14 protein-coding genes, 3 rRNA genes, 1 pseudogene and 1 riboswitch are annotated in these 24361 nt (G+C 59.9%); of the genes and pseudogenes, 12 read left to right on the top strand and 6 right to left on the bottom strand.

From position 1 onward, the window contains the following. Positions 1–15 precede the first annotated feature (15 nt). From ASE26_RS08955 to ASE26_RS08940, 4 genes are all read left to right on the top strand, one after another. Positions 16–1546 (top strand): 16S ribosomal RNA (locus tag ASE26_RS08955). Positions 1547–1795: 249 nt separating this feature from the next. Beyond that, positions 1796–4667 (top strand): 23S ribosomal RNA (locus ASE26_RS08950). A 174-nt stretch (positions 4668–4841) separates the two neighbouring features. Then, positions 4842–4954: ribosomal RNA gene (gene rrf, locus ASE26_RS08945) — 5S ribosomal RNA — on the top strand. Together the 16S, 23S and 5S rRNA genes form the textbook arrangement of a ribosomal RNA operon. Before the next feature lie 207 nt (positions 4955–5161). Then, a complete protein-coding gene (locus ASE26_RS08940) occupies positions 5162–6244 on the top strand; it encodes an SEL1-like repeat protein (RefSeq protein ID WP_055935365.1) in 1083 nt (360 codons plus the stop codon). 42 nt (positions 6245–6286) lie between these two features. Here ASE26_RS08940 and ASE26_RS08935 read toward each other — a convergent pair whose 3' ends face one another. Both ASE26_RS08935 and ASE26_RS08930 read right to left on the bottom strand, forming a co-directional pair. Then, positions 6287–6868, bottom strand: a complete 582-nt coding sequence (locus ASE26_RS08935; RefSeq protein ID WP_055935363.1) for a C39 family peptidase — start codon at positions 6866–6868, stop codon at positions 6287–6289. A gap of 13 nt (positions 6869–6881) precedes the next feature. Continuing rightward, entirely contained in the window at positions 6882–7526 is a 645-nt protein-coding gene (locus tag ASE26_RS08930) for a hypothetical protein (protein WP_229207255.1), read from the bottom strand. A gap of 153 nt (positions 7527–7679) precedes the next feature. Next, positions 7680–7774: riboswitch (glycine riboswitch) on the bottom strand. Between the two features lie 170 nt (positions 7775–7944). Here ASE26_RS08930 and ASE26_RS30535 point away from each other — a divergent pair. The 8 genes and pseudogenes from ASE26_RS30535 to ASE26_RS29770 all read left to right on the top strand — a co-directional run bounded on the left by ASE26_RS30535 (position 7945) and on the right by ASE26_RS29770 (position 18198). Then, complete coding sequence (locus ASE26_RS30535) at positions 7945–9168, top strand: ABC transporter substrate-binding protein (protein ID WP_055935361.1); 1224 nt, start codon at positions 7945–7947, stop codon at positions 9166–9168. Between the two features lie 15 nt (positions 9169–9183). Beyond that, positions 9184–10002 (top strand): carbohydrate ABC transporter permease, encoded by an 819-nt coding sequence (locus ASE26_RS30530; protein ID WP_057246063.1) that lies wholly within the window; start codon positions 9184–9186, stop codon positions 10000–10002. Continuing rightward, positions 9999–10844: a carbohydrate ABC transporter permease gene (locus ASE26_RS08915; protein ID WP_082507505.1), complete on the top strand. Its 846-nt coding sequence runs from the start codon at positions 9999–10001 to the stop codon at positions 10842–10844. The genes ASE26_RS30530 and ASE26_RS08915 overlap by 4 nt, the downstream gene beginning before the upstream one ends. A 4-nt stretch (positions 10845–10848) precedes the next feature. Further along, positions 10849–11943: an ABC transporter ATP-binding protein gene (locus ASE26_RS08910; RefSeq protein ID WP_055935355.1), complete on the top strand. Its 1095-nt coding sequence runs from the start codon at positions 10849–10851 to the stop codon at positions 11941–11943. Between the two features lie 16 nt (positions 11944–11959). Further along, the gene (locus tag ASE26_RS08905) at positions 11960–12991 is read left to right on the top strand and encodes a LacI family DNA-binding transcriptional regulator (RefSeq protein WP_055935353.1); all 1032 of its coding nucleotides are present in this window, start codon (positions 11960–11962) and stop codon (positions 12989–12991) included. 82 nt (positions 12992–13073) lie between these two features. Then, complete coding sequence (locus tag ASE26_RS08900; protein WP_055935351.1) at positions 13074–14441, top strand: GH1 family beta-glucosidase; 1368 nt, start codon at positions 13074–13076, stop codon at positions 14439–14441. 11 nt (positions 14442–14452) lie between these two features. Beyond that, positions 14453–16933 carry a glycoside hydrolase family 3 protein gene (locus ASE26_RS08895; protein ID WP_057246061.1) on the top strand — a complete coding sequence of 827 codons (2481 nt, stop codon included), beginning with the start codon at positions 14453–14455 and terminating at the stop codon, positions 16931–16933. After that, positions 16934–18198 (top strand): annotated as a pseudogene (locus tag ASE26_RS29770) (sugar MFS transporter). Here ASE26_RS29770 and ASE26_RS08885 read toward each other — a convergent pair. From ASE26_RS08885 to ASE26_RS08870, 4 genes are read right to left on the bottom strand one after another with little or no spacing between them, the layout of a single operon-like run. Beyond that, a complete protein-coding gene (locus ASE26_RS08885) occupies positions 18156–19679 on the bottom strand; it encodes a tryptophan halogenase family protein (protein ID WP_307146536.1) in 1524 nt (507 codons plus the stop codon). The pseudogene ASE26_RS29770 and the gene ASE26_RS08885 sit on opposite strands and share 43 nt — an antisense overlap. 13 nt (positions 19680–19692) lie before the next feature. Next, the gene (locus ASE26_RS08880; protein ID WP_057246055.1) at positions 19693–20706 is read right to left on the bottom strand and encodes a cupin-like domain-containing protein; all 1014 of its coding nucleotides are present in this window, start codon (positions 20704–20706) and stop codon (positions 19693–19695) included. Further along, on the bottom strand, positions 20690–21394 hold the full coding sequence (locus ASE26_RS08875; protein ID WP_057246053.1) for a SapC family protein: 705 nt from the start codon (positions 21392–21394) through the stop codon (positions 20690–20692). Before ASE26_RS08875 ends, ASE26_RS08880 begins: the two co-directional genes overlap by 17 nt. A 42-nt stretch (positions 21395–21436) precedes the next feature. After that, positions 21437–24355 (bottom strand): TonB-dependent receptor, encoded by a 2919-nt coding sequence (locus ASE26_RS08870; protein ID WP_057246072.1) that lies wholly within the window; start codon positions 24353–24355, stop codon positions 21437–21439. Between the last annotated feature and the right edge of the window lie 6 nt (positions 24356–24361).

Raw genomic sequence — 24361 nt, 5'->3', positions numbered from 1 at the left:
GGAAAAACAGAGATTAAACTGAAGAGTTTGATCCTGGCTCAGATTGAACGCTGGCGGCATGCTTTACACATGCAAGTCGAACGGCAGCGCGGGCTTCGGCCTGGCGGCGAGTGGCGAACGGGTGAGTAATATATCGGAACGTACCCAAGAGTGGGGGATAACGTAGCGAAAGTTACGCTAATACCGCATACGATCTAWGGATGAAAGCAGGGGATCGCAAGACCTTGTGCTCCTGGAGCGGCCGATATCTGATTAGCTAGTTGGTGGGGTAAAGGCCCACCAAGGCAACGATCAGTAGCTGGTCTGAGAGGACGACCAGCCACACTGGAACTGAGACACGGTCCAGACTCCTACGGGAGGCAGCAGTGGGGAATTTTGGACAATGGGGGCAACCCTGATCCAGCAATGCCGCGTGAGTGAAGAAGGCCTTCGGGTTGTAAAGCTCTTTTGTCAGGGAAGAAAAGGCTGCGGCTAATATCCGCAGCTGCTGACGGTACCTGAAGAATAAGCACCGGCTAACTACGTGCCAGCAGCCGCGGTAATACGTAGGGTGCAAGCGTTAATCGGAATTACTGGGCGTAAAGCGTGCGCAGGCGGTTTCGTAAGTCTGTCGTGAAATCCCCGGGCTTAACCTGGGAATGGCGATGGAGACTGCGAGGCTAGAGTTTGGCAGAGGGGGGTAGAATTCCACGTGTAGCAGTGAAATGCGTAGAGATGTGGAGGAACACCGATGGCGAAGGCAGCCCCCTGGGTCAAAACTGACGCTCATGCACGAAAGCGTGGGGAGCAAACAGGATTAGATACCCTGGTAGTCCACGCCCTAAACGATGTCTACTAGTTGTTGGGTCTTAATTGACTTAGTAACGCAGCTAACGCGTGAAGTAGACCGCCTGGGGAGTACGGTCGCAAGATTAAAACTCAAAGGAATTGACGGGGACCCGCACAAGCGGTGGATGATGTGGATTAATTCGATGCAACGCGAAAAACCTTACCTACCCTTGACATGGATGGAATCCCGRAGAGATYTGGGAGTGCTCGAAAGAGAACCATTACACAGGTGCTGCATGGCTGTCGTCAGCTCGTGTCGTGAGATGTTGGGTTAAGTCCCGCAACGAGCGCAACCCTTGTCATTAGTTGCTACGCAAGAGCACTCTAATGAGACTGCCGGTGACAAACCGGAGGAAGGTGGGGATGACGTCAAGTCCTCATGGCCCTTATGGGTAGGGCTTCACACGTCATACAATGGTACATACAGAGGGCCGCCAACCCGCGAGGGGGAGCTAATCCCAGAAAGTGTATCGTAGTCCGGATTGTAGTCTGCAACTCGACTACATGAAGTTGGAATCGCTAGTAATCGCGGATCAGCATGTCGCGGTGAATACGTTCCCGGGTCTTGTACACACCGCCCGTCACACCATGGGAGCGGGTTTTACCAGAAGTAGGTAGCTTAACCGYAAGGAGGGCGCTTACCACGGTAGGATTCGTGACTGGGGTGAAGTCGTAACAAGGTAGCCGTATCGGAAGGTGCGGCTGGATCACCTCCTTTCTAGAGTCGGCTGGGAGAGCACCTGCTTTGCAAGCAGGGGGTCGTCGGTTCGATCCCGTCATCCTCCACCAAAGATTTCAAACGTAAGCACAGATGCTTAGGTTTGAACKCTTAGTTCATCGTTCTTTAACAATCTGGAAGAAGTAAAAGTTTTATTAAGCGGATATCGAAAGATATTCACTTAGGGTAGTAGTAAAACTCATCAAACACAGTAGTAAGTGCTTGAACTTATAGCCGTCAAGGTTATAGGGACAAGTGAATAAGTGCACATGGTGGATGCCTTGGCGATTACAGGCGATGAAGGACGTAGAAGTCTGCGATAAGCTTCGGGGAGCTGACAAACAAGCATTGATCCGAAGATTTCCGAATGGGGAAACCCGGCCTTATAGGTCATTGCATACTGAATACATAGGTATGCAAAGCGAACGCGGCGAACTGAAACATCTAAGTAGCTGCAGGAAAAGAAATCAACCGAGATTCCCAAAGTAGTGGCGAGCGAAATGGGAAGAGCCTGTATGTGATAGTCGTTCTGATAGTGGAAGCCTCTGGAAATAGGCGCCATAGCGGGTGATAGCCCCGTACGYGAAATCMRAGCGGTGGTACTAAGCATACGACAAGTAGGGCGGGACACGAGAAATCCTGTCTGAACATGGGGGGACCATCCTCCAAGGCTAAATACTCGTAATCGACCGATAGTGAACCAGTACCGTGAGGGAAAGGCGAAAAGAACCCCGGGAGGGGAGTGAAATAGATCCTGAAACCGTGTGCATACAAACAGTAGGAGCCTCGYAAGGGGTGACTGCGTACCTTTTGTATAATGGGTCAGCGACTTACATTCAGTGGCGAGGTTAACCAAATAGGGGAGCCGTAGAGAAATCGAGTCCGAAYAGGGCGCTAGTCGCTGGGTGTAGACCCGAAACCAAGTGATCTATCCATGGCCAGGTTGAAGGTGCGGTAACACGCACTGGAGGACCGAACCCACTAATGTTGAAAAATTAGGGGATGAGCTGTGGATAGGGGTGAAAGGCTAAACAAACTTGGAAATAGCTGGTTCTCTCCGAAAACTATTTAGGTAGTGCCTCAAGTATCACCGACGGGGGTAGAGCACTGTTATGGCTAGGGGGTCATCGCGACTTACCAAACCATTGCAAACTCCGAATACCGTTGAGTGCGAGCTTGGGAGACAGACATCGGGTGCTAACGTCCGGTGTCAAGAGGGAAACAACCCAGACCGCCAGCTAAGGTCCCAAAGATTGGCTAAGTGGAAAACGAAGTGGGAAGGCTAAAACAGTCAGGATGTTGGCTTAGAAGCAGCCATCATTTAAAGAAAGCGTAATAGCTCACTGATCGAGTCGTCCTGCGCGGAAGATGTAACGGGGCTAAGCCAGTCACCGAAGCTGCGGATATCCGCAAGGATATGGTAGGAGAGCGTTCTGTAAGCCTGCGAAGGTGTCTTGTAAAGGATGCTGGAGGTATCAGAAGTGCGAATGCTGACATGAGTAGCGATAATGCGGGTGAAAAGCCCGCACGCCGTAAGCCCAAGGTTTCCTGTTCAACGTTCATCGGAGCAGGGTGAGTCGGCCCCTAAGGCGAGGCAGAGATGCGTAGCTGATGGGAAGCAGGTTAATATTCCTGCACCGTCGTATGATGCGATGGGGGGACGGATCGCGGAAGGTTGTCTGCCTGTTGGAATAGGCAGTTTCTGGTTCATAGGAGGTACTTAGGCAAATCCGGGTACGTAATCCAAGGGACTGGGACGAGTGMRCTTGYKCACGAAGCAATCGGAAGTGGTTCCAAGAAAAGCCTCTAAGCTTCAGTCATACGAGACCGTACCGCAAACCGACACAGGTGGGCGAGATGAGTATTCTAAGGCGCTTGAGAGAACTCGGGAGAAGGAACTCGGCAAATTGGTACCGTAACTTCGGGATAAGGTACGCCTCGGTAGTTTGACCACTTTACTGTGGAAGGACGAAAAGGTTGCAATAAACTGGTGGCTGCGACTGTTTAATAAAAACACAGCACTCTGCAAACACGAAAGTGGACGTATAGGGTGTGACGCCTGCCCGGTGCTGGAAGATTAAATGATGGGGTGCAAGCTCTTGATTGAAGTCCCAGTAAACGGCGGCCGTAACTATAACGGTCCTAAGGTAGCGAAATTCCTTGTCGGGTAAGTTCCGACCTGCACGAATGGCGTAACGATGGCCACACTGTCTCCTCCCGAGACTCAGCGAAGTTGAAGTGTTTGTGATGATGCAATCTACCCGCGGCTAGACGGAAAGACCCCATGAACCTTTACTGTAGCTTTGCATTGGACTTTGAACCAATCTGTGTAGGATAGGTGGGAGGCTTTGAAGTAGGGACGCCAGTTCCTATGGAGCCAACCTTGAAATACCACCCTGGTTTGTTTGAGGTTCTAACCTTGGTCCGTRATCCGGATCGGGGACAGTGCATGGTAGGCAGTTTGACTGGGGCGGTCTCCTCCCAAAGTGTAACGGAGGAGTTCGAAGGTACGCTAGGTACGGTCGGACATCGTGCTAATAGTGCAATGGCATAAGCGTGCTTAACTGCGAGACCGACAAGTCGAGCAGGTACGAAAGTAGGACATAGTGATCCGGTGGTTCTGTATGGAAGGGCCATCGCTCAACGGATAAAAGGTACTCTGGGGATAACAGGCTGATTCCTCCCAAGAGTTCATATCGACGGGGGAGTTTGGCACCTCGATGTCGGCTCATCACATCCTGGGGCTGTAGCCGGTCCCAAGGGTATGGCTGTTCGCCATTTAAAGTGGTACGTGAGCTGGGTTTAAAACGTCGTGAGACAGTTTGGTCCCTATCTGCCGTGGGCGTTGGAAATTTGAAGGGGGCTGCTCCTAGTACGAGAGGACCGGAGTGGACGAACCTCTGGTGTACCGGTTGTCACGCCAGTGGCATTGCCGGGTAGCTAAGTTCGGAAGAGATAACCGCTGAAAGCATCTAAGCGGGAAACTTGCCTTAAGATGAGATTTCCCAGRGCCTTGAGCTCTTTGAAGGGTCGTTCGAGACCAGGACGTTGATAGGTCAGGTGTGGAAGTGCAGTAATGCATTAAGCTAACTGATACTAATTGCCCGTACGGCTTGTCCCTATAACCTTGCCGGTTATATTGCAGTAATGCATTAAGCTAACTGATACTAATTGCCCGTACGGCTTGTCCCTATAACCTTGCCGGTTATACAGCACTTGCCTGTGTTTGAGATACCCAACTTTACTTCTTCCAGATTGCGCATCGTGTTCRCTGAACAYGGTGCTACAAGTTATGCCTGATGACCATAGCAAGTCGGTCCCACCCCTTCCCATCCCGAACAGGACCGTGAAACGACTTKGCGCCGATGATAGTGCTGCAACCAGTGTGAAAGTAGGTTATCGTCAGGCTCTTATTAGAAAAGCCCGCTAGGCATGTGCCAGCGGGCTTTTTGCTTTTGCAGCGCCAGTTGCTTGTTGTTAAAAAGCATCAAAGTTTTCATTTATATTATGTTGCTTAATGGAGAGTTTATATAATTTATATTTTCCACCTAGCAAGTAACTAATATGGCGTCGAAGTTTCGGTACGTAGCACTCCTGGCTTGCCTGCATCTCCCCGTGCAATTCGCACATGCACAGGCTTTTTCCCGCACCCCTAACGAAGAGTACGCAAAAGGCAATTACGCGCGCGCTTTCCGTGGTTTCTTTGAGCAGGCATCCCGCAGCAATGACCCCAATGTGCAGTTCAACCTGGGCATGATGTATGAGCGCGGCCAAGGCACAGACCAGAACGACGTTGAAGCCGTGAAGTGGTACTCGCGCGCTGTCGACCAGGGCAATGTCCCCTCGATGCGCCAGCTTGCCGGCCTGATGGCCGCGGGCCGCGGTATCAAGCAGGATGGTGCCGGCGCCCTGGCCCTGCTGCGCAAGGCTATCGAGCAGAACGACGTGGCAGCGATCGAGCAGGTGGCGGGCATGTACTTCGAAGGCCGGGGCGTTCCTGCCGACCAGGCGCAGGCCAAGCAGTGGTACCAGAAAGCTGCTGCAGCCGGCAGCAAGACTGCGCAGGAAGCACTGACCCTGATTGCGGCCATGGAGCGCCAGGCTGCCGGCCCGCTCGCGCCGATCCGCAAGCGCGCGGTCGCTGGTGACGCCAACGCGCAGTATGACCTCGCTGTGGCCTACCATACCGGCAACACGGTGCCGAAAGATCCTGCGCAAGCGCTGGAGTGGTACTTGAAAGCGGCTGAACAAGGGCACGCAATGGCGCAGTTTTACGCTGGCCTGCTGTACTCCACCGGCGATGGCGTAGCGCAGGACCTGGCACAGGCGCGCGCATGGTTCACAAAATCGGCGGCCCAGGACAACAAAGATGCCGCGACCAACCTCGCTGTGATGCTCGACTTGGGCAAGGGCGGCCCGGTTGATATGCCGCAGGCTGCAATCGTGTACCAGCAGGCAGCCAAGCTGGGTAGCGCACAGGCGCAGGTACGGCTGGCAGGCATGTACTGGATGGGCCAGGGCGTGAAGAAGGATTACACCCAGGCCGCAGTCTACTATCGGCAGGCGGCGGAGCAGGGCGAAGTCACTGCCATCCGCAAGTTGGTCTACCTGCTTGAAAACGGCGTGGGGACGGCCCGTAATGTAGACGAGTCGAAAAAGTGGGCGGCCAAGCTGGAGCAGCTGGGCGGTAGCAACTAAAGCGAAAAAGCCCGCCGGGTCGGTCCCGGCGGGTTTTTTCAATCAAGGGCTGACGTTCATGCGCTGCGTATGCGTCCAATTATGGTCGGATGCGCTGACAGCAGAAGCAAAGGTGCGGTAAGTCTGCCCCTCGCCTGGCCACGGATTCATGATGTAGATGTAGTTGGTTCCGTTGTAAGTTTCATAGCCGCGTCCCACCATGATATGGCCGCCGCCGCTGCTCCAGCCGTAGCGGATCACGAAGGGGCGGTTGCCATTGATCTCATTCACCACCGAATTCCACGACAGGTAGTTGTTGATCGCCGTATTCGAAACGCCCCAATTTCCCAGGATGTTCTGCACGCTGCCCGAAGTGCCGTACATATTGTTCGGGCGATTGGCGTAGCTGTTCCAGTTGAAGGTGCTGTTGCCGCAGGCGTAATTGATGCCGTAGGCCCAGTTCACGATCTGGCATTGGCTCGGCGTCCGGTTGTAAAAATTCAGCACCGCTTTGCTGGAGGCTGACCAGCACCACTGGCTGTGCTCCTGGATGGTCAACGGAACGTTCAGCGTGCGCCATTGAGCAAAGGCGGAGGGCAGGGCAAGCACCAGCGCAGCGCCGGCCGCGATTTTTGCGATTTTCATGTTCGGCTCCTCCTTAGCGGAATGCTTCGATGTTGGCTTTGACTGCGGCGCGCAACGGCTCCAGCAAATCGGCGCCTTCGACCAGCTGGCTGCCGTTCTTCTGCAGCAGCAGCGATTCGCGGGCTGAATGCAGCGGGGCGAACCTGGCGCGGTCAACTTCCAGCAGGTCGGCACGTGCCTGGTAGATGCGGATGAAGCGCAGGTTGGAGCGCGCGCCGTTGCCGTGGACGGCCATGGCGGCATCCACGTCTTTCGCCAGCACTGAAGCGCCATATGCGACGGTTTCATAGCGGCCGTTCACTTGCTGCACAGTCGCCAGCCCGATCGGCTTTCCGTGCAAGGAAATGACGAAGCGCCATTCGCCTGTCGGTTTGGCCAGGGAGGCCAGGTCGCCGCGTGCCAGCAGTTCTTTCGGATCCACAGTGTAGACCTCAAAGCCATGGCCGACCGTGGCTTGCTTCAAGTCGCCCACGTCCGTGATATCGAGCGGGAAATCGACCGGTGCACTACCGGGACGGATCGCCTGCTGGTGCTCGGCGAATTGTGCGAGTCCGCGTTTGGCGGCCTGCAATGCCGCGCCGTTGTCTGCTTTTGCCAGGAACGGGGCGGCTATCATCGCTGCGCAGGCAATGCGCAGCCAGAGTCGATGCATATGCATGTGACTACTCCTCTGAAGGTTGGTCAGATATCTTTGAGGTGCGAGGTGACTGCCCCCTCTGTGCTGGACCTGAGAGTTTCACAGGCGTTGGCGGCCTGCTTGCTCCTTCGGTGCGCCAGCGCTGCTTTGCCGGCGGCTCTTCAGAGTTTTGAAAACACGCGACCGGTCCTTGGGCCTGAGAGATTCCGGGGGCGGCTTGCTCCTTCGGCGTTGTCCATGGGTGGGACAAACTCTCCCGATCGCGCGACCGGCGTGCGCCGGCAGCAAAAACAGGATAGCCCAGGGATTTATACGATTTCAATCGTTTTCCGGTACACGTTGCGTTTTCGCCATGAGGGCCTTTCCTGTTATTCTGTTGACACCCGCCCGTGAAATTGGTAACGTTTCCAAAAATAAGCAGCACACTACAGGAGACGGGATGTTTAAGCAGTTATTTGCTTGTGCAATGGCGCTCGGCGCCGCATCCGCGCAGGCTGCCGGGCCGAGCGCGGAAGTGATCCACTGGTGGACGTCAGGCGGCGAATCCGCTGCCGTCAAGCAGCTCGCGAACGCCTACCGTGCCGCCGGCGGCACCTGGATCGATACTGCGATTGCCGGCGGCGAACAGGCCCGTGCAGTCACGCTTAACCGCATGGTTGGCGGCAAGGCGCCGGCCGCCGCGCAGTTCAATATCTCCAAACAGTTCCTCGATATCGTGGACCAGGACATGCTGGTGCAGCTGGACGACGTGGCGCGCCAGGAGCACTGGGAATCCACGCTGCCGGAACCGATCGTGAACACCATCCGCATCGATGGCCATTATTACGCGATGCCGATGAACGTCCACATGCAGACGTGGATCTGGTATTCCAAGGCCGCGTTCAAGAAGGCTGGCATTCTAAAGGAACCTGCAACCGTCGATGAACTGTATGCGGCACTGGATAAGCTGAAGGCCGCCGGACTGGTGCCGTTGGCGCACGGCGGGCAGGCATGGCAGGAACACATCCTGTTTGCGTCGCTGCTGGCGAATATGGGCGGGCGCCAGCTCTACCTGCAGGTGATGCGCGACCGCGACCAGCGCGCGATCAACTCGGAAGCGGTACGCAAGGTGCTGCTGGCCTACAAGCGGCTGCAGTCCTACGTCGATCCAGCCTCGCCGGGCCGCAACTGGAATGATGCGACTGCGATGCTGGTCAGCGGCAAAGCCGGCGTGCAAATCATGGGCGATTGGGCCAAGGGTGAATTCAGCAATGCGAAAATGGCACCCGGCGTCGATTACGGCTGCATTCCTGGCCTCGGCGTGAATTCGCCTTACCTGATTCAGGGCGATGCGTTTGTCTTCCCGCGCTCGGAAAGCGCGGAGGTACAGCAGGCACAAAAGCTGATGGCGAAAGTGCTGCTGGCGCCCGCAACCCAGGTGAACTTCAACAAGCTGAAAGGCTCGGTGCCGCCGCGCGCCGATGCCGATACCAGCCAGCTCGACGTCTGTGCGCGGGCTGGCGCCGCCATCATGCGCGACCGTAATCGCCAGGCCGGCGCGCCCGAAATTTATCTGACGCCTGACCAGAACGGTGCGGTGCAGGATGCGTTGACCGCTTACTGGAACACGTCGATGCCGGTGGACAAAGCGCAGAAGGCGCTGGCCGCAGCATTGAGGAACTAAGCAGTGCGCCGAGCCATGTCCTATGCGGCGCTGTTGCCGATGTTGCTGACGGTTTGCGTGGGCTATCTGGGCTCGTTCGCCTGGACGTTCTATGTATCGCTCACCAGTTCGCGCAGCATCGCGACCAGTAAGCTGGTCGGTATGGCGCAGTACGAGCGCTTGTTCGACAACGAGCGCTGGCTCTTGTCGCTGCAAAACCTGGCGCTGTTTGGACTGCTGTTCGTGCTGGCCTGCATGGTGATCGGTTTCCTGCTGGCCGCCGCGATCGACCGACAGGTGGCAGGTGAGGGCGCATTGCGTACCGTGTTCCTGTATCCGTATGCGATGTCGTTTGTCGCGACCGGGCTTGTATGGCAGTGGATATTGACGCCGGGAGGTATTCCCGGTGTCGAGATCGACTGGCTGGTAGACCAGGATATGGTTCTCTACACGGTCGTGCTGGCATCAGTGTGGCAGGCCTCGGGCTTTGTGATGGCGCTGATGCTGGCTGGCCTGCGCGGCGTCGATCCTGAGATCTGGAAAGCGGCGCGGCTGGATGGCATACCAGTTTGGCGCGTCTACGTTTCCATTGTGCTGCCAATGTTGGCGCCGACACTGGCGACGGTGTTCATCCTGCTGGCGACCATGGTGGTGAAGCTGTACGATGCCGTCGTGTCAATGACCCAGGGCGGGCCCGGCACAGCCAGCGAAGTGCCGGCGAAATTCATCATGGACCACCTGTTCCTGCGCGCGAATATCGGCCTGGCCTCGGCCGGCGCCGTGGTGTTGCTGCTGACGGTACTCGCTTTGCTGGCGCCGTGGGCCTATGCCCGCAGCCGGAAAGGCGCGGCATGAAGGCGGCGCGCATCGGGCTATATGCCTTCCTGGCCAGTGCGGCGCTGTTCTTCCTGCTGCCGCTATACGTGATGCTGGCTACTTCATTGAAGTCGATGGATGAAATCCGGCTGGGGAATATCTTTGCATTGCCGTTGGCCCCTACACTGGATGCTTGGCGTGCTGCCTGGAGCGAGGCCTGCACCGGCGCTGCCTGCGAGGGCGTGCAGGGCGGGTTCTGGAACTCGGTACGCATCGCTGTGCCAAGCACGGTTGTGCCGATCGCGCTCGGTGCGCTGAATGGCTACGCTTTGTCTTTCTGGCGGCCGCGCGGCGCCAGCCTGCTGTTCGGCATCTTGCTGCTGGGTGCCTTTGTGCCGGTGCAGGTGATGATCTACCCGCTGGTGCGCATGATGGCCGGCCTGGGCGTGTTTGGTTCGCTGCCGGCAATCGTAATCGTGCACCTGGTGTTCGGCATGCCGGTATTGACGCTGCTTTTCCGCAATTACTATGCGGCGCTGCCGCAGGAGCTGTTCCATGCCGCGCGCATCGACGGCGGCGGCTTCTGGCGCATTTTCTGGCATGTGATGCTGCCCCTGTCGGCGCCGATGCTGGTGGTGGCGGCGATCATGCAGCTCACAGGCGTGTGGAACGATTACATCCTCGGCCTGGTGTTTGCGGGCCGCGACAACCTGCCGATGACGGTGCAGTTGAACAATGTGATCAACACGACGACGGGAACCCGTCTTTACAACGTCAATATGGCCGCCACGATCCTGACGGCGCTGGTGCCATTGACGATCTATTTCTTGTCGGGCCGCTGGTTCGTGCGCGGCATCGCTGCCGGCGCAGTGAAAGGTTGAACGGATGTCGAACGTAAGTCTTAAAAAGCTGGACATTACCTTGGGCGGGAACGCCATCATCCGGGACCTCGACCTGGAGGTGGAGGAGGGCGAATTCCTGGTCCTGCTGGGGCCTTCCGGTTGCGGCAAGTCGACGCTGTTGCATAGTATCGCGGGGCTGACGGAAACCAGCGGCGGCACGATCGAGATCGGCGGCAAGGACATGTCGCGTACGGACCCGAGCGAGCGCGAGATCGGCATGGTGTTCCAGTCATATGCCCTGTACCCCACCATGACGGTCGAGAAGAATATGTCGTTTGGCCTGCGCATTGCGGGCGTGGCGAAGGCGGAGATCAAACGCCGCGTGGACCGCGTGGCCGCGATGCTGCATTTGGGCGAACTGCTTGGCCGCAAGCCGGCGGCCCTGTCGGGCGGGCAGCGGCAAAGGGTGGCGATTGGCCGTGCCTTGGTCCGCGAGGCCAGCGTCTACCTGTTCGATGAACCGCTTTCCAACCTCGACGCCAAGCTGCGCACGGATTTGCGGCGCGAACTCAAGCTGCTGCACCAGCAACTGGGCGCCACCATGATTTATGTGACGCACGACCAGGTGGAGGCGATGACGCTCGCCAGCCGCATTGTCGTGATGCGTGCGGGGCAGGTCCAGCAGGTCGGCACGCCGGGCGAAGTATACGAACGGCCCGCGAACCTGTTCGTCGCCGGTTTTCTTGGTGCGCCGGCCATGAATTTCATTGACGGCGAAGTCGGCGCAGGCGGCATGTTCTCTGGCGGTGGCCTGCGGCTGGCGCTGGGCGGGATGGCTGCTGCGATGGCCGGGCGCAAGGCCGTTTTGGGCGTGCGTCCGGAACACATTTCGCTGGCGCCGGGCGGTTCGCTGCAAGGCAGGGTGACCCTGGTGGAGCCGATGGGCGCCCACCGCGTGGTGTGGCTGGATTGCAGCGGCAAGCAGCTGTCGTGCATCCTGCAGGGTGGCCGCGCAGTTGCGCCGGATGATGCGGTCGCATTCGAGATTGATGCACAACGCGCGTCGCTGTTCGATCCGGACAGCGGCAAGCGCTTTGATTTGGCGGGCGCTTCAAGTATGCTCGCGATGACGTTATAAGAAGAAAAGGATTCCAGTGGCCACTATCAAAGACGTAGCCCGCTTGGCGGGCGTAGGTTTGGGCACCGCCTCCCGTGTCGTCAGCGGCAAAGGCTCGGTGTCGCCAGCCACGCTTGAAAAGGTAAAGAAGGCAATCGACGAACTGGGATTTCGCCCGTCGCATGCGGCGCGCACGCTGTTGACCGGCACCAGCCAGATGATCGGTGTTTATATTCCAGTCCTGAGCGGCACCTTCTACACGCCCATCCTGCAGATCATTGACACGGAGCTGCGCACTGCCGGCCTGCATATGGTGGTGGCCTTTGGGGTGGGCCTGGGCGATGAACGCAAGCAGGCCAAGGACGGCATACAGTTCCTGATGGAACGCGGCTGCGACGGCCTGATCGTGATGACCAGCGCTTTGCTGGACGAAGACGTCGCGGCCATGGGTGCGCAGCAGGGCAGGATCGTGGTGCTGAACCACAACCTGGCCAGCATTCCGGACCAGTGCTTCACTTTGGACCATAAGCTTGGCGGCCGGCTGGCCGCGCGCGCATTACTGGACCACAAGCATCGCGATATCGCCGTGGTGGCAGGCCCGTCGCGCCTCGCCGACAACGTGGCGCGCGTCGAGGGCTTCATGGCGGAGTTGCAGGACGGCGGCATCGATACCAGCCGCATGTGGGTTGCCGAGAGCGACTTCTCGCCGGCCGGTGGCTGGGCCGCGGCCAAGGAACTGGTGGAATCGGGGCATCGCTGCACGGCCCTGTTCTGCGCCAACGACGAAATGGCGGTCGGCGCGCTGTCCTACTTCCAGGAGGCGGGTATCCGCGTGCCAAATGACTTGTCCGTCATCGCTTACGACGATACGCCGAGTGCGGAGTTTTCCGCGCCGCGCCTGACCACCGTCCATATGCCTTGGCGTGAAATGACGATGAATGGCTTGAGCGCTTTGCTGAACCGCTGTTACGACTTGCGGCGCACGGTGACGCGCAGCTTCCCTGTGACGGTCACGCTGCGCGCTTCCCTGGCCAAGGCGGCCAGTGTCAAGCGCAAGGCTGTCGCATGAACTGAACCTGCAAAAGGGGGCGCTTGCGCCCTTTTTTTCGAGTGAATGTGGAAACCTTTCCAAATCCTGTACACTACTGAATATGACTACTCCAGACCAGATTGAACCAGGCGCCCCGGCGCGCAGCGACTTCGCGCGCGACTTCCTGTGGGGCTGCGCCACCTCGTCCTATCAGATCGAGGGGGCCGGACGCGAAGATGGGCGGGCGGAATCGATCTGGGACCGCTTTGCCGCCACGCCCGGCAAGGTGCGCGACGGTTCGAGCGGCCTGGTGGCCTGCGACCATTACCACCGCTGGCCGGAAGATATGGATATCGCGCGCGACATGGGCCTGAACGCCTACCGTTTTTCGATTGCATGGCCGCGCATCGTCTCCGAATTCGGCGCGGCACCCAACCAGAAGGGCCTGGATTTCTATTCGCGCCTGGTGGACGGCATGCTGGAGCGCGGCATCCAGCCCTGGGCTACCTTGTACCACTGGGATTTGCCGCAGTACCTGCAGGACCGCGGCGGCTGGGCCGAGCGCGACACGGTGCAGCGCTACCTCGAATTTGTCGACGCGGTATCGCGCCGCCTGGGCGACCGGGTGCGGCATTGGATCACGCACAACGAGCCCTGGTGCACCGCCATCCTGGGTAATTTCGAAGGGCTGCATGCGCCGGGGCTGACCGATTTCAGCACCGCCCTGCAGGTCTGCCACCATGTGCTGCTCTCGCACGGCAAGGCAGTTCCGCTGATCCGCGAGAACGTGCCAGGCGCGCGGGTCGGCATTTCCCTCAGCCTGCATCCGCTACGCGCAGCCAGCACTGGAGAGGCCGATCGGGCGGCCTGCGAGCGCCACGACGGCCTGCGCTACCGCTGGTTCCTCGATCCGCTGCACGGACGCGGCTATCCAGCGGCGACGCTGCAAGAGGTGGGCGCAGCGGCGCCGGTGGTGCACGAGGGAGACATGGAGACGATCGCGGCGACGACCGATTTCATGGGCGTGAACTATTATTTCCCCGAGACGGTAGCAGACGCGCCCGGCCACGAGCCGCTGGATGCACGCGTGCTGCCGCCGCCAGCCGGCGCGCAGATCACCGCCATGGGCTGGGAAGTGGCGCCGGAAGGCATGAGCGAGCTGCTTGGCCGCATTCATGCCGATTACGCGCCGAAGGAGTTATACATCACCGAGAACGGCTCCTGCTACGACGATGAAGTGCTGGCCGATGGCAGCGTGGCCGACGTTGGCCGTCGACGCTACCTGGCGCGCCACCTGGGCGCAATGAAGGACGCGATTGCGGCCGGCGTACCGGTAAAGGGCTATTTCGCCTGGAGCCTGGTCGACAACTTTGAGTGGGCGGAAGGCTACCTGCGCCGTTTTGGTCTGGTCCACATCGATTACACAACACAAGAACGAAGGCTGAAGGACAGCGCCAAGTGGTATCGCGCCTTCCTGCAACAGCCGTAAAAGGAGACAGGATGAAACAGGTTTCACTGCTGGCCGCTGCGATGGCCATGGCGCTCGCGGCGGGCGCTGCACCGCTGGCCGACTGGCCGCACGTAAGCAGCGCAATCAAGGCCGACGCGGCGCTAGAGAAGCGCGTTGCCGATATCGTCGGCAAGATGACGCTGGAACAGAAAATCGGGCAAATGACCCAGCCCGAGATCAAGACCGTCGCGCCCGACGACGTTCGGCGCTACTACATTGGCTCGGTGCTGAATGGCGGCGGCAGCTGGCCGAATGGGAACAAGCGCGCCAACGCGGCGGAGTGGCTGGCCCTGGCGCAGAAATACCACGATGCGTCGATGGCGACCGATATGGCGGTCAAGGTGCCCGTGGTATGGGGCATCGACGCCATTCACGGCAACAGCAACGTCTTTGGCGCCACGCTGTTCCCGCACAATATCGGCCTCGGCGCGGCGCATAACCCCAAGCTCGCCTATGAGATTGGTGCTGCGACCGGCAAGGCGGTACGGGCCACTGGCATCGCCTGGGTTTTTGGTCCGACTATCGCTGTGGTGCGCGACGATCGCTGGGGACGTACTTACGAAAGCTTCTCCGAAGATGGCAAGCTGGTGGCACAGTATGCGGGCGAATACGTGAAAGGCCTGCAGGGCCGCTTCAAGACCGATGCCAACGTGCTGGCAAGCGCCAAGCATTTCGTCGGCGACGGCGGCACCGACCAGGGCAAGGATCGCGGCAACAACAAGTCCTCGCCGGCGGACTTGCTCAACCTCCACGGCGCAGGCTATATGCCGGCGCTGGCGGAAGGTGCGCAGACGGTCATGGCGTCGTTCAATAGCTGGAATGGCGTAAAAGTGCATGGCAGCCGCGAGTTGCTGACCGATGTGCTGAAGACCAAGATGGGCTTCGACGGCTTCGTGGTCAGCGACTGGAATGGCATTGCCGAAGTGCCGGGATGCCGCAACGATAGCTGCCCGCAGGCGATCAATGCGGGGCTCGACATGATCATGGTTCCGGATGACTGGAAGGCTTTCATCGCCAACACCATTGCCCAGGTGAAAGCGGGGGAGATCCCGATGTCCCGTATCGACGATGCGGTGACCCGCATCCTGCGCGTCAAGCTGCGCGCGGGACTGTTCGACAAAAAACCTTCGCAGAACATTTATGCCGGCAAGGATGCTGCCTTGCAGGATCGCGAACTGGCGCGCCGCGCCGTGCGTGAATCGCTGGTGCTGTTGAAAAACGAAGGGCCGGCGCTGCCGCTGGCACGCGGCAGGAAAATCCTGGTGGTGGGCAAGAGCGCAGACGACATCCCCAACCAGACCGGCGGCTGGTCGCTGACCTGGCAGGGTACTGACAATACCAATGCCGACTTCCCGAATGCGGACAGCATCCTCACAGGTATTCGCGCTGCTGCGGGACAGGGCAATGTGGAATTCAGCGTTGACGCGAAAGGCGTTGACCTGTCGCGCTTCGATGCCGTGATTGCGGTCATTGGCGAGCGCCCCTATGCGGAAGGCGACGGCGATATAGGTCCCTCGGGCACGCTGCGGCACAGCAGCCGGTATCCGGAAGACCTTGCCGTCCTGGAAGCAGTGGCGGGCCAAGGCAAGCCGGTAATCACCGTGTTCGTTGCGGGCCGTCCCCTGTTCGTGAACGACTTGCTCAACCTGTCCGACACATTCATCGCGGCGTGGCTGCCTGGCACCGAAGGCAAGGGCGTATCCGACCTGCTGGTTGCGGGCCCGCGCAACTACGCCTTCGGCGGCAAATTGTCCTTCTCCTGGCCCCAATCGGCTTGCCAGACGCCTTTGAACTTTGGCGACGCAGGCTATACACCGCTGTTCGCCTTGAACTATGGCTTGCGCAAAGGGCAGCGGTCGAAGCTGGGAACACTTGATACTTCCTACGCTCCGGGCGGCTGTGGTTCGAGCAATACCGTGACGGTGCACGGACAGGCAGACCGCGCCAGCTTCCCGTTGTCGATCCGCAGCGGCAGCCAGCAACTGGCATTGGGCGCCGATTTGAATGCGTCTTTCCGCCTGCCGGGCATCACGGTGCAGACGGCGCAGGTGAACACGCAGCAGGACGCCAAGCAGGTTACATGGTCGGCGGGAGCTCCGGCCGGAGCGGCGCTGGTCGCGCAGGGCGCCAAACCGATCGTGCTGCCGCCTGCCGCCGTACGCGACGGGGTCTTGCAATTCGATGCTGTCGTGGCCGCCCCGCCGCAGGGTAAAGTCATGCTGACAATGCAAGATACCGCATTGGATGCGACCAGGCTGTTCGCCCGCATTGCAGGCAAGGGCAAGCGGAGCATCAAACTTCCCCTGGCCTGCTTCACTGCGCGCGGCTTGCAGCTGGAGCGCCTGGACAAGCCGTTTGCCATCAGCGCCGGCGCCCCGTTTGCCGTAGCCATCGCCAACATCGAAATCGCCGGCGGTGCAGCTGGCGCCGCCGATGCGGTACGTTGCGAAGAACTGACCAAGGAGAACTAAATGGCGAGCATTGCCCCTGACTCATCTAACGTCGCGCAGCAGCATGCGGCTGGCGGCACGCAGGACAACGCCAACACGAGCGCGCTGGTGATCGTTACCATCCTGTTCTTCATGTGGGGCTTGATCACGTCCCTGAACGATGTCCTGATCCCGCACTTGAAGGCGATCTACACGCTGACCTATGTGCAGGCAATGCTGGTGCAGTTCTGCTTCTTCGGCGCGTACTTCATCGTTTCGCTGCCGGCGGGAGCGCTGATTCGCCGCATCGGCTACCAGAAGGGCGCGGTGACCGGCTTGCTGATTGCCGCCGGCGGCTGCGCGCTGTTCTATCCCGCCTCGTTCGGTGGCTACGGCCTGTTCCTGTTTGCTTTCTTTGTGCTGGCATCGGGCATCACCATCCTGCAGGTGGCCGCCAATCCCTACGTGACCGTGCTTGGCGCGGCGCGTACGGCATCGAGCCGCCTGACGCTGACCCAGGCCTTCAATTCGCTCGGCACCACCATTGGTCCTTCCGTCGGCGGCCTGCTGATCCTGTCGGCGGTTGGCGCGGCTGCTGGCGCCGCGGCGAATGCAGCGACCGTGCGTGGTCCTTACCTGGGGTTGGCCGCTGCGCTGGCGCTGCTGGCTGTGTTGTTTCTCGCCGCCAGGCTGCCGCAGATTGCCGATAGCGGCGATGCGTCGCTACCGGGCGAAGGACATGGTTCCGCGTGGGCGCATCGCCACCTGGTACTGGGAGCAATCGGCATCTTCCTGTATGTGGGCGCGGAAGTCAGTATCGGCAGCTTCCTGATCAATTTCCTCGGCGAGCCGCATATTGCCGGCCTGTCGCACGCCGACGCCGCGCATTACGTCAGCATCTATTGGGGCGGTGCGATGGTGGGACGTTTCATCGGCTTCGTCGTGATGCGCGTTGTCAGCCCTGGCAAGACGCTGGCATTTAATTCCTTGCTGGCGATCGCGCTGGTGCTGGGCGCCGTATTCGGCAAGGGAAGCGTTGCGATGTGGGCGGTCCTGGCAGTTGGCCTGTGCAATTCGATCATGTTCCCGACCATTTTCAGTATGGCGCTGAATGGACTGGGCAAGTACACGGGGCAGGGCTCGGGCATCCTGTGCATGGCCATTGTCGGCGGCGCACTGGTGCCGTTCGCGCAGGGCGCGCTGGCCGATTCGATCGGTGTGCAGGCGTCCTTCATGCTGCCGGCCGCCTGCTATGCCTTCATTTTTACTTCGGCGCCAAGTACTCTTCCATGTACGCCGCGCAGTAGTTCTCCAAGTACTGCTGGTGCGGCGGCAGCTGCACCACAGTACGTGCCACATTGCTGCGGATGCTGTCGAGGAAGCAGGACAGCTCAGCGTCGCCCATCAAATCCGCGGACGGGTGGTGCTGCATCGGCGTGATGCCCTGTCCCAGCATCACTTGGACCCAGGAGTTTTCGGCAAACAGTTCATTTGACAGGCGGAACACGCGGCCTGTTTCGCGGAACATGTCGATGCGATGGCGCAGCGACGCCGGCACCTCCATGGCGGCGCAATGGCGCCAGAACGCCGCGTCGCGCCGGTTCGTGACCTTGTAGTGCAGGATGATGAAATCGCGGATATGCTCGATCTCGCTCCATGCCTGCGTGTTGTATTCGTCGATCTCCGACTGGAAGATGCCATTTGAAGGGAACATCTGCAGCAGGCGGATGATGCCGCGCTGGATAAGGTGGATGCTGGTCGATTCAATCGGTTCCAGGAAGCCGCTGGCCAGGCCGATCGCAATGCAGTTCTTGTTCCAGACTTTGCGGCGCTGTCCGGGCTTGAAGCGGATCACGCGCGGCTGCACCAGCTGCTCACCGGTGATATTCGACATCAGCCTGGCGCGTGCGGTTTCGTCGTCGACGAACTTGCTGGAGAAAACAATGCCATTGCCGACGCGGTGCTGCAGCGGGATGCGCCACTGCCAGCCCCATTCGTGGGCGATGGCCCGCGTGTAAGGCACGGCTGGCCCGCTGGAGGAAGTCTGGACTGCGATCGCGCTGTCGTTGTGCAGCCACTGCGACCAGTCTTCAAACTCAGCGCCCAGGGTTTCGCCGGCCAGCAAGGCGCGGAAACCGGTGCAATCGATGAACAGGTCGCCCTCGAGCATGGCGCCGGAATCGAGCTGCAGGGCCGTGATGCAGCCGCTGGCGGCATCGGTGTGGACCTTGGCGATCCTGCCTTCGATGCGCCGTGCGCCGTAGCCTTCCGAATATCTGCGCAGGTATCGTGCATAAGCGCTGGCGTCGAGATGATAGGCGTAGTTGATGCCTTCGCATGGCAGGTGGCCAAAACGGTTCATTTGCGCGGCTTTCAGCTCCAGGCAGTAGTCGCCGTAGTCGCCGGCCAGCTTGCGTTCGCGGCCCTTATGCCAGAAATGATTGAATCCGGCGGTCCAGTGATCGGTACCCGTCATGCCGAAGGAATGGATATAGTCTTCGTTGACGTTGCGCCAGTTCTCGAAGCTGATGCCCAGCTTGAAGGTGGCCTTGGTGGCAGCCATGAATTCCTGTTCATCGATCTCCAGCAGCCGGTGGAAATTCAGCAGGCTCGGGATGGTCGCCTCGCCGACACCAACGGTGCCGATTTCGTCCGACTCCACCAGCTTGATGTCCAGCACTTTGCCAAGGCTGCGCGAAATCGCTGCGGCAACCATCCAGCCGGCGGTCCCGCCACCTGCAATGACAACGCGCCGCACTGGGCGGCGCCGGGATTGTTCATCTCTCACTTCGGGTCTCCGCTTATCGGTTGATTTTCTTGAGCAACTGGGCGCGCAGCATGCGAGCTGCGTTGTCGTCGATCGGGCCGAGCATACCCCGGGCGCCCTCTGGAACGTGGGCTGCCGTTCGTTCATCGGCCTCGAATACGTAATGACGGAAGATCTCCTGCCATGCGCTGCGCTGTTCTGGCGGCAAGTCGCGGATCGAGAGCAGCGACAGCATGAGCGCATTGACGGGCGTGTCCATGTAAGGCGGCGACTGGCGCCACCAGTAATTGACCAGCACATTGAAGCACTCCAGCGCTTCGACATGGTGCCACCACATGCTGGGGATGAAGATGGCATCACCTGGCTCCAGTTCGGCGCATTGCGCATGGCGCATTGCTTCGCTGAAGCGGGGGAAGCGTTCGAGGTCCGGCTGGTGCAAGTCGACCAGGCTGATTGGCTGGCCGGCCGGCGTGAAGTCCAGTGGGCCGACGTACAGGTTCGCCAATTGGCCTGGCGGGAACAGCGTGAACCTGCGTCTGCCGGCAGTCACGCAGGCCAGGTTGTCGGGCAGGTCGTAGTGGGCCGGGATGCGGGTCCGGTTGCCGATCCAGATGCTTGCGAGCGCGTCGCGCGCGTCCAGGCCAAGGGGATTTTCCTCAAGGTAGCCCGGCAGGGCCGTTTCTATAGTCGTGGAGCCGACGTAGATGGTGGGAGGATGCGGATTGTCGCGCTGGCCGGCGAGTTGCATCAGGACGTGGTCCAGGCGCGTGTGCAACGAGGCGAAATTGAAGCCGCTCAGGTCCTCGTTGTAGAAGATGCGCCCGCCGATGTCCGGGGCGGCAAGCATGGCGGTCACGGTGGCGTCGCGGCAGAAACGGCGCAGGTATGCGTCGGCGCTGGCAGCGCCGTGGCGGCCTGCCTGCACCGCCGGCCAGCCTGCCATCAGCCCGCGCAGCACCAGCGGTTCGGTGGAAGCCAGTACCTCATCGTCAAGGTCGGATGGGGAGATGCCGCGCAGCTCCCTGATCGGCTTAGCACTGGCCGGCATGGAGGCGGTTCTTGCGGTCGATCAGCGCGCGGAAATTGGACATGGAGGCGATGACCATGTAGGCGGAAAGCAGGTAGCCGGCACGGTTCAACCGTTCCAGCGCGCTGCCAGGCAGCGCGGCAAGGCGTTCTTCGTTGATGGTGTAGAAGCCTGCCAGGCGGTTCTGCGACCCGTCATCGAGTTCCATGTCAAATACGAATGGTTCCAGCAGCTGGTGTTCCAGTAACCCCGCCAGGAAGCCTCGCGCCTGTTGCAGTCCCTGGTGGATGGCCAGCAGGGTGGAATTGACGCGTTCCAGGTATTCGGAAGTTCCGCCGTGTGGCAGGAATACGCGCTCGCCGCAGGCATTGTTGATACGCGGGTTCTCCAGGTCCACATGCACCGTCAGCTCATCGCCGCTCACTCCGATCAGGAAGGGCTGGCGCTCAATCGCCAACGGCACGTAAGGCGCCTCCCAGCCGTGCAAGTCGAGGAACAGGTTTTCGCCTTCCTGGAAGCCGAACAGCGCATGTGCTTCAAAGCCGCCACCCGCCTGGCGGAATACGATCGGGTAACAGGCTTGCACGTCGCGGAATTCGGACGGAAAGGTGAGGGCGGACATGACGTTGTCCCCGAAATGGGCGCCGCGCCCGGTCTGCACGTGCAAGTCCTTGTGGTCGACATTATTGAGCAGGACAGGTTTTGCCATGGTGATCCTTATATGGTGGGCAGACCGAAGCGCGGCTTGTCGTCAGAACTTGTAGCGGGCCCCGAGCATGTAGCGCGGCCCGGATTGCGTCACGAAGAGCGCCATCGATTCAGCGCGGCCGTGCACTCGCTGGATTTCGTTGGTCACGTTGATCGCTTCAAACTGCACGCTAAGTTTCTCATTGAAAGCGTAGCCGATGCTCAGGTCGAGCTGGCCGTAAGCTTCCGTGTAGTTCGGGTTGGGGCCCGCACCATCGAAGGTCGAAGACAGGAATTTGTCGCGCCAGTTGTAGGCCGCACGGATCGACCAGTTCTTGTCTTCGTAGATGCCCACCAGGTTGGCTGAGTTGCTCAAGCCTACCAGCGCGAACTGCTCTCCGATCTTGAAGTTGTCGTACTTCAGCCCTGAGTCCACCCAGGTGTAGTTGGCCGAAAGCCCGAAGCCCGAATTGCCGAACATATGCTGCACATTGATCTCGGCGCCCTTCAGCTTCTCATTCTTCTGGTTGGCGAAGGAGTTGATCTCGAACGACATGACCGGATCGTTCGGTTGGCCGACGATGGTACCGGTCGCATTGCCGCTGGCGTCGTCCGGGCCGCGCGTCACGCCTGGAGCGGTCGGGTGGTTGCGGAAGATGTAGTTGCGGATGCAGACACGGTCGCTGCCGCAACTGCCTTGCTGGACAGCTTCATTCCAAAGCGCGCCGCCAACCGGCGTATGCAGGTTGAACGGGGTCGCCGTGATCTTGGATTGGCCGGCATAGTTGCTCAAGTCCTTGTGGAACAGGCCAATCGAGGCGAAGCTCTGCTGGCCGTAATACCACTCCCACGACAGGTCCAGGTTCTTCGACTTGACCGGTTTAAGTTGCGGGTTGCCCTGGCTGCCTGTGCCGCCGAAATCGCGCGCCAGGCGGTCCAATGTGGTGCCGCCCTGGATCTGGTCGTAGCGCGGGCGGCCGATGGTTTCGCCATAGCTTGCACGCAGCTTCATGTCCGGGCGGATGTCGGCATCCCAGTCCACGCTAGGCAGCCAGTGATTGTATTTGCCATTGAGCGTGGTGAAAGTCGGCGCCCCGAAGCTGAGCGGAAATTCGTTGGCCGATACCCAGCTGATCCCCGTCGCGGCGGGCACCAGCGCGGTCGACATGACGTCGGTCTTTTCATAGCGCACGCCGATATTGGTGTGCATCGGGATTGCGGTATCCCAGTCGGTGCCGAACTGCAGGTACGCGCTCTTCGATTTTTCCTGGGTGCGCTGGTCGGTATCGAAGGTACTCTTCGGCATGTACATTTCCGGCAGGCCGGTAACCTTGGCAGTCAGGGCGCGCAGTTCGGCGAAATTGAAGGTGTAGAACTGGTTGAACAGGGCAGGGTTGCCGCTGCCGTTTATCTTGTCGTAGTACTGGCGCAGCGACTCCTGGTGGAACAGGCTGGCCGGGTAGTCGGATGCGGTTGACGCGCCGCCCCAGGAATCGCGCTGCTGGGTCGACATGGCGGAGCGGTTTTTCACTTCGATCGCGCCCACGCCGAAGTTCAGGTTCGATGCTTCCAGCAGCTTCAGGCTGCCCTTGAACTGGGCCTGTTCGATCTCGCCTTTCATATAGCCGTTCTGGAATACGGAACCGGTTACCTGCTGCGGGGCCCTGGTGAAATCCGCTCCCTGGATGCTCAATACCGGGAAATCATTGCGGAAGTCGACCGTGGTGTCGCCGCGGCTGAAACTTGCGGTGCCGATCACGTTGCTCGAGCCGAACGGGCTGTCCGCCTTGGATACGGCGCTGGATTTATGTACGTCCAGTTCCAGTTTCAGGCCGTCGGTCTTCCAGGCGGCATTGAAGCCGAGCGATTGGTTCTGGGTCTTGGTGGCAAAGTCGGCGCCGCCCATGGCGATATCGCTGTTTGCCGCGGGCAGCAGTTCGGTGTAGACCAGCGGGGCGGCGACCGGGCCGTTGCTCCAGGTCGAACTGGACGGGCCGAAATTGAACCAGGCGGACAGGTCCTGGCGTCGTGTCTGGATCTTGTTTTCGGAGTAGGTGTAATCCAGCGTGGTAATGAGTTCCCTGACCGGCGCCCATTGCAGGGTCAACTGGCCATTGGTGCGCTGGCGCTGCACGCCGTTCATGTTGTAGTTCAGGTTTTGCGGCAGCGAGTAGTTATCGCCGTCTTTCGGGCGGTTGGTGGCGCCGGTTTGCGGCAGCGGGCCCGCATTGCCGAGGAAGGGGCCGCGCCAGCCATTTGCCACGGAAGCCTGGTTGAAGCCCAGGTTGCGCTCCTGGTAGCTGGCACTCAACGCCACGCCAAAGCGGTTGTCGTCGAAGGTATTGCTGTAGATGCCCGAAATTTCGGGCGTGGTGGCGCTGCCTCGTTTCACATCGCCGGGCAGGTTGTTGTGGGATGTGTCATGCACCGCCTTGGCGCCAACGCTGGCCACCATGCCGGGGCGGTCCAGCGGCCGCGCGGTCAGCACGTTGACGGTGGCGCCGATGCCGCCGGTCGGGGTTTCTGCGCGGCCGGTCTTGTAGACCTGGATCTGCGAAATCGCTTCCGAAGCAAGGTTGGCGAAGTCGAAGGCGCGGCCATTCAGATCGCCCAGGTTGGAGGCCGGCATCTGGCGGCCATTCAGCAGCACCAGGTTGAAGTCGGGGCCGACACCGCGCACCGTGATCTTGGAGCCTTCGCCAATGGAGCGGTCGATCGACACGCCGCTGATGCGCTGTAGCGATTCGGCGAGGTTGGTGTCGGGGAATTTGCCGATGTCGGCTGCCACGATGCCGTCTACGATACCGTCGGCATTGCGTTTCAGGTTCATCGAAGAACCCAGGCTGGCACGCAGGCCGGTCACAACCACGGTCGCGACGTCGCCGGTATTGGACGGGGCGGGCGCAACGCCTGCCTGCTCCGACGCTTGCGCCTGCGCCGGTGCGGTGAGCGCCGCGCAGGCGGTGGCAACTGCAAGGCTCATCAATGT

Origin of the sequence: Duganella sp. Root198D2, from assembly GCF_001428585.1 — a bacterium.
GTDB lineage: Bacteria > Pseudomonadota > Gammaproteobacteria > Burkholderiales > Burkholderiaceae_D > Rugamonas.
This window is presented reverse-complemented; position numbering and strand designations above follow the sequence as displayed.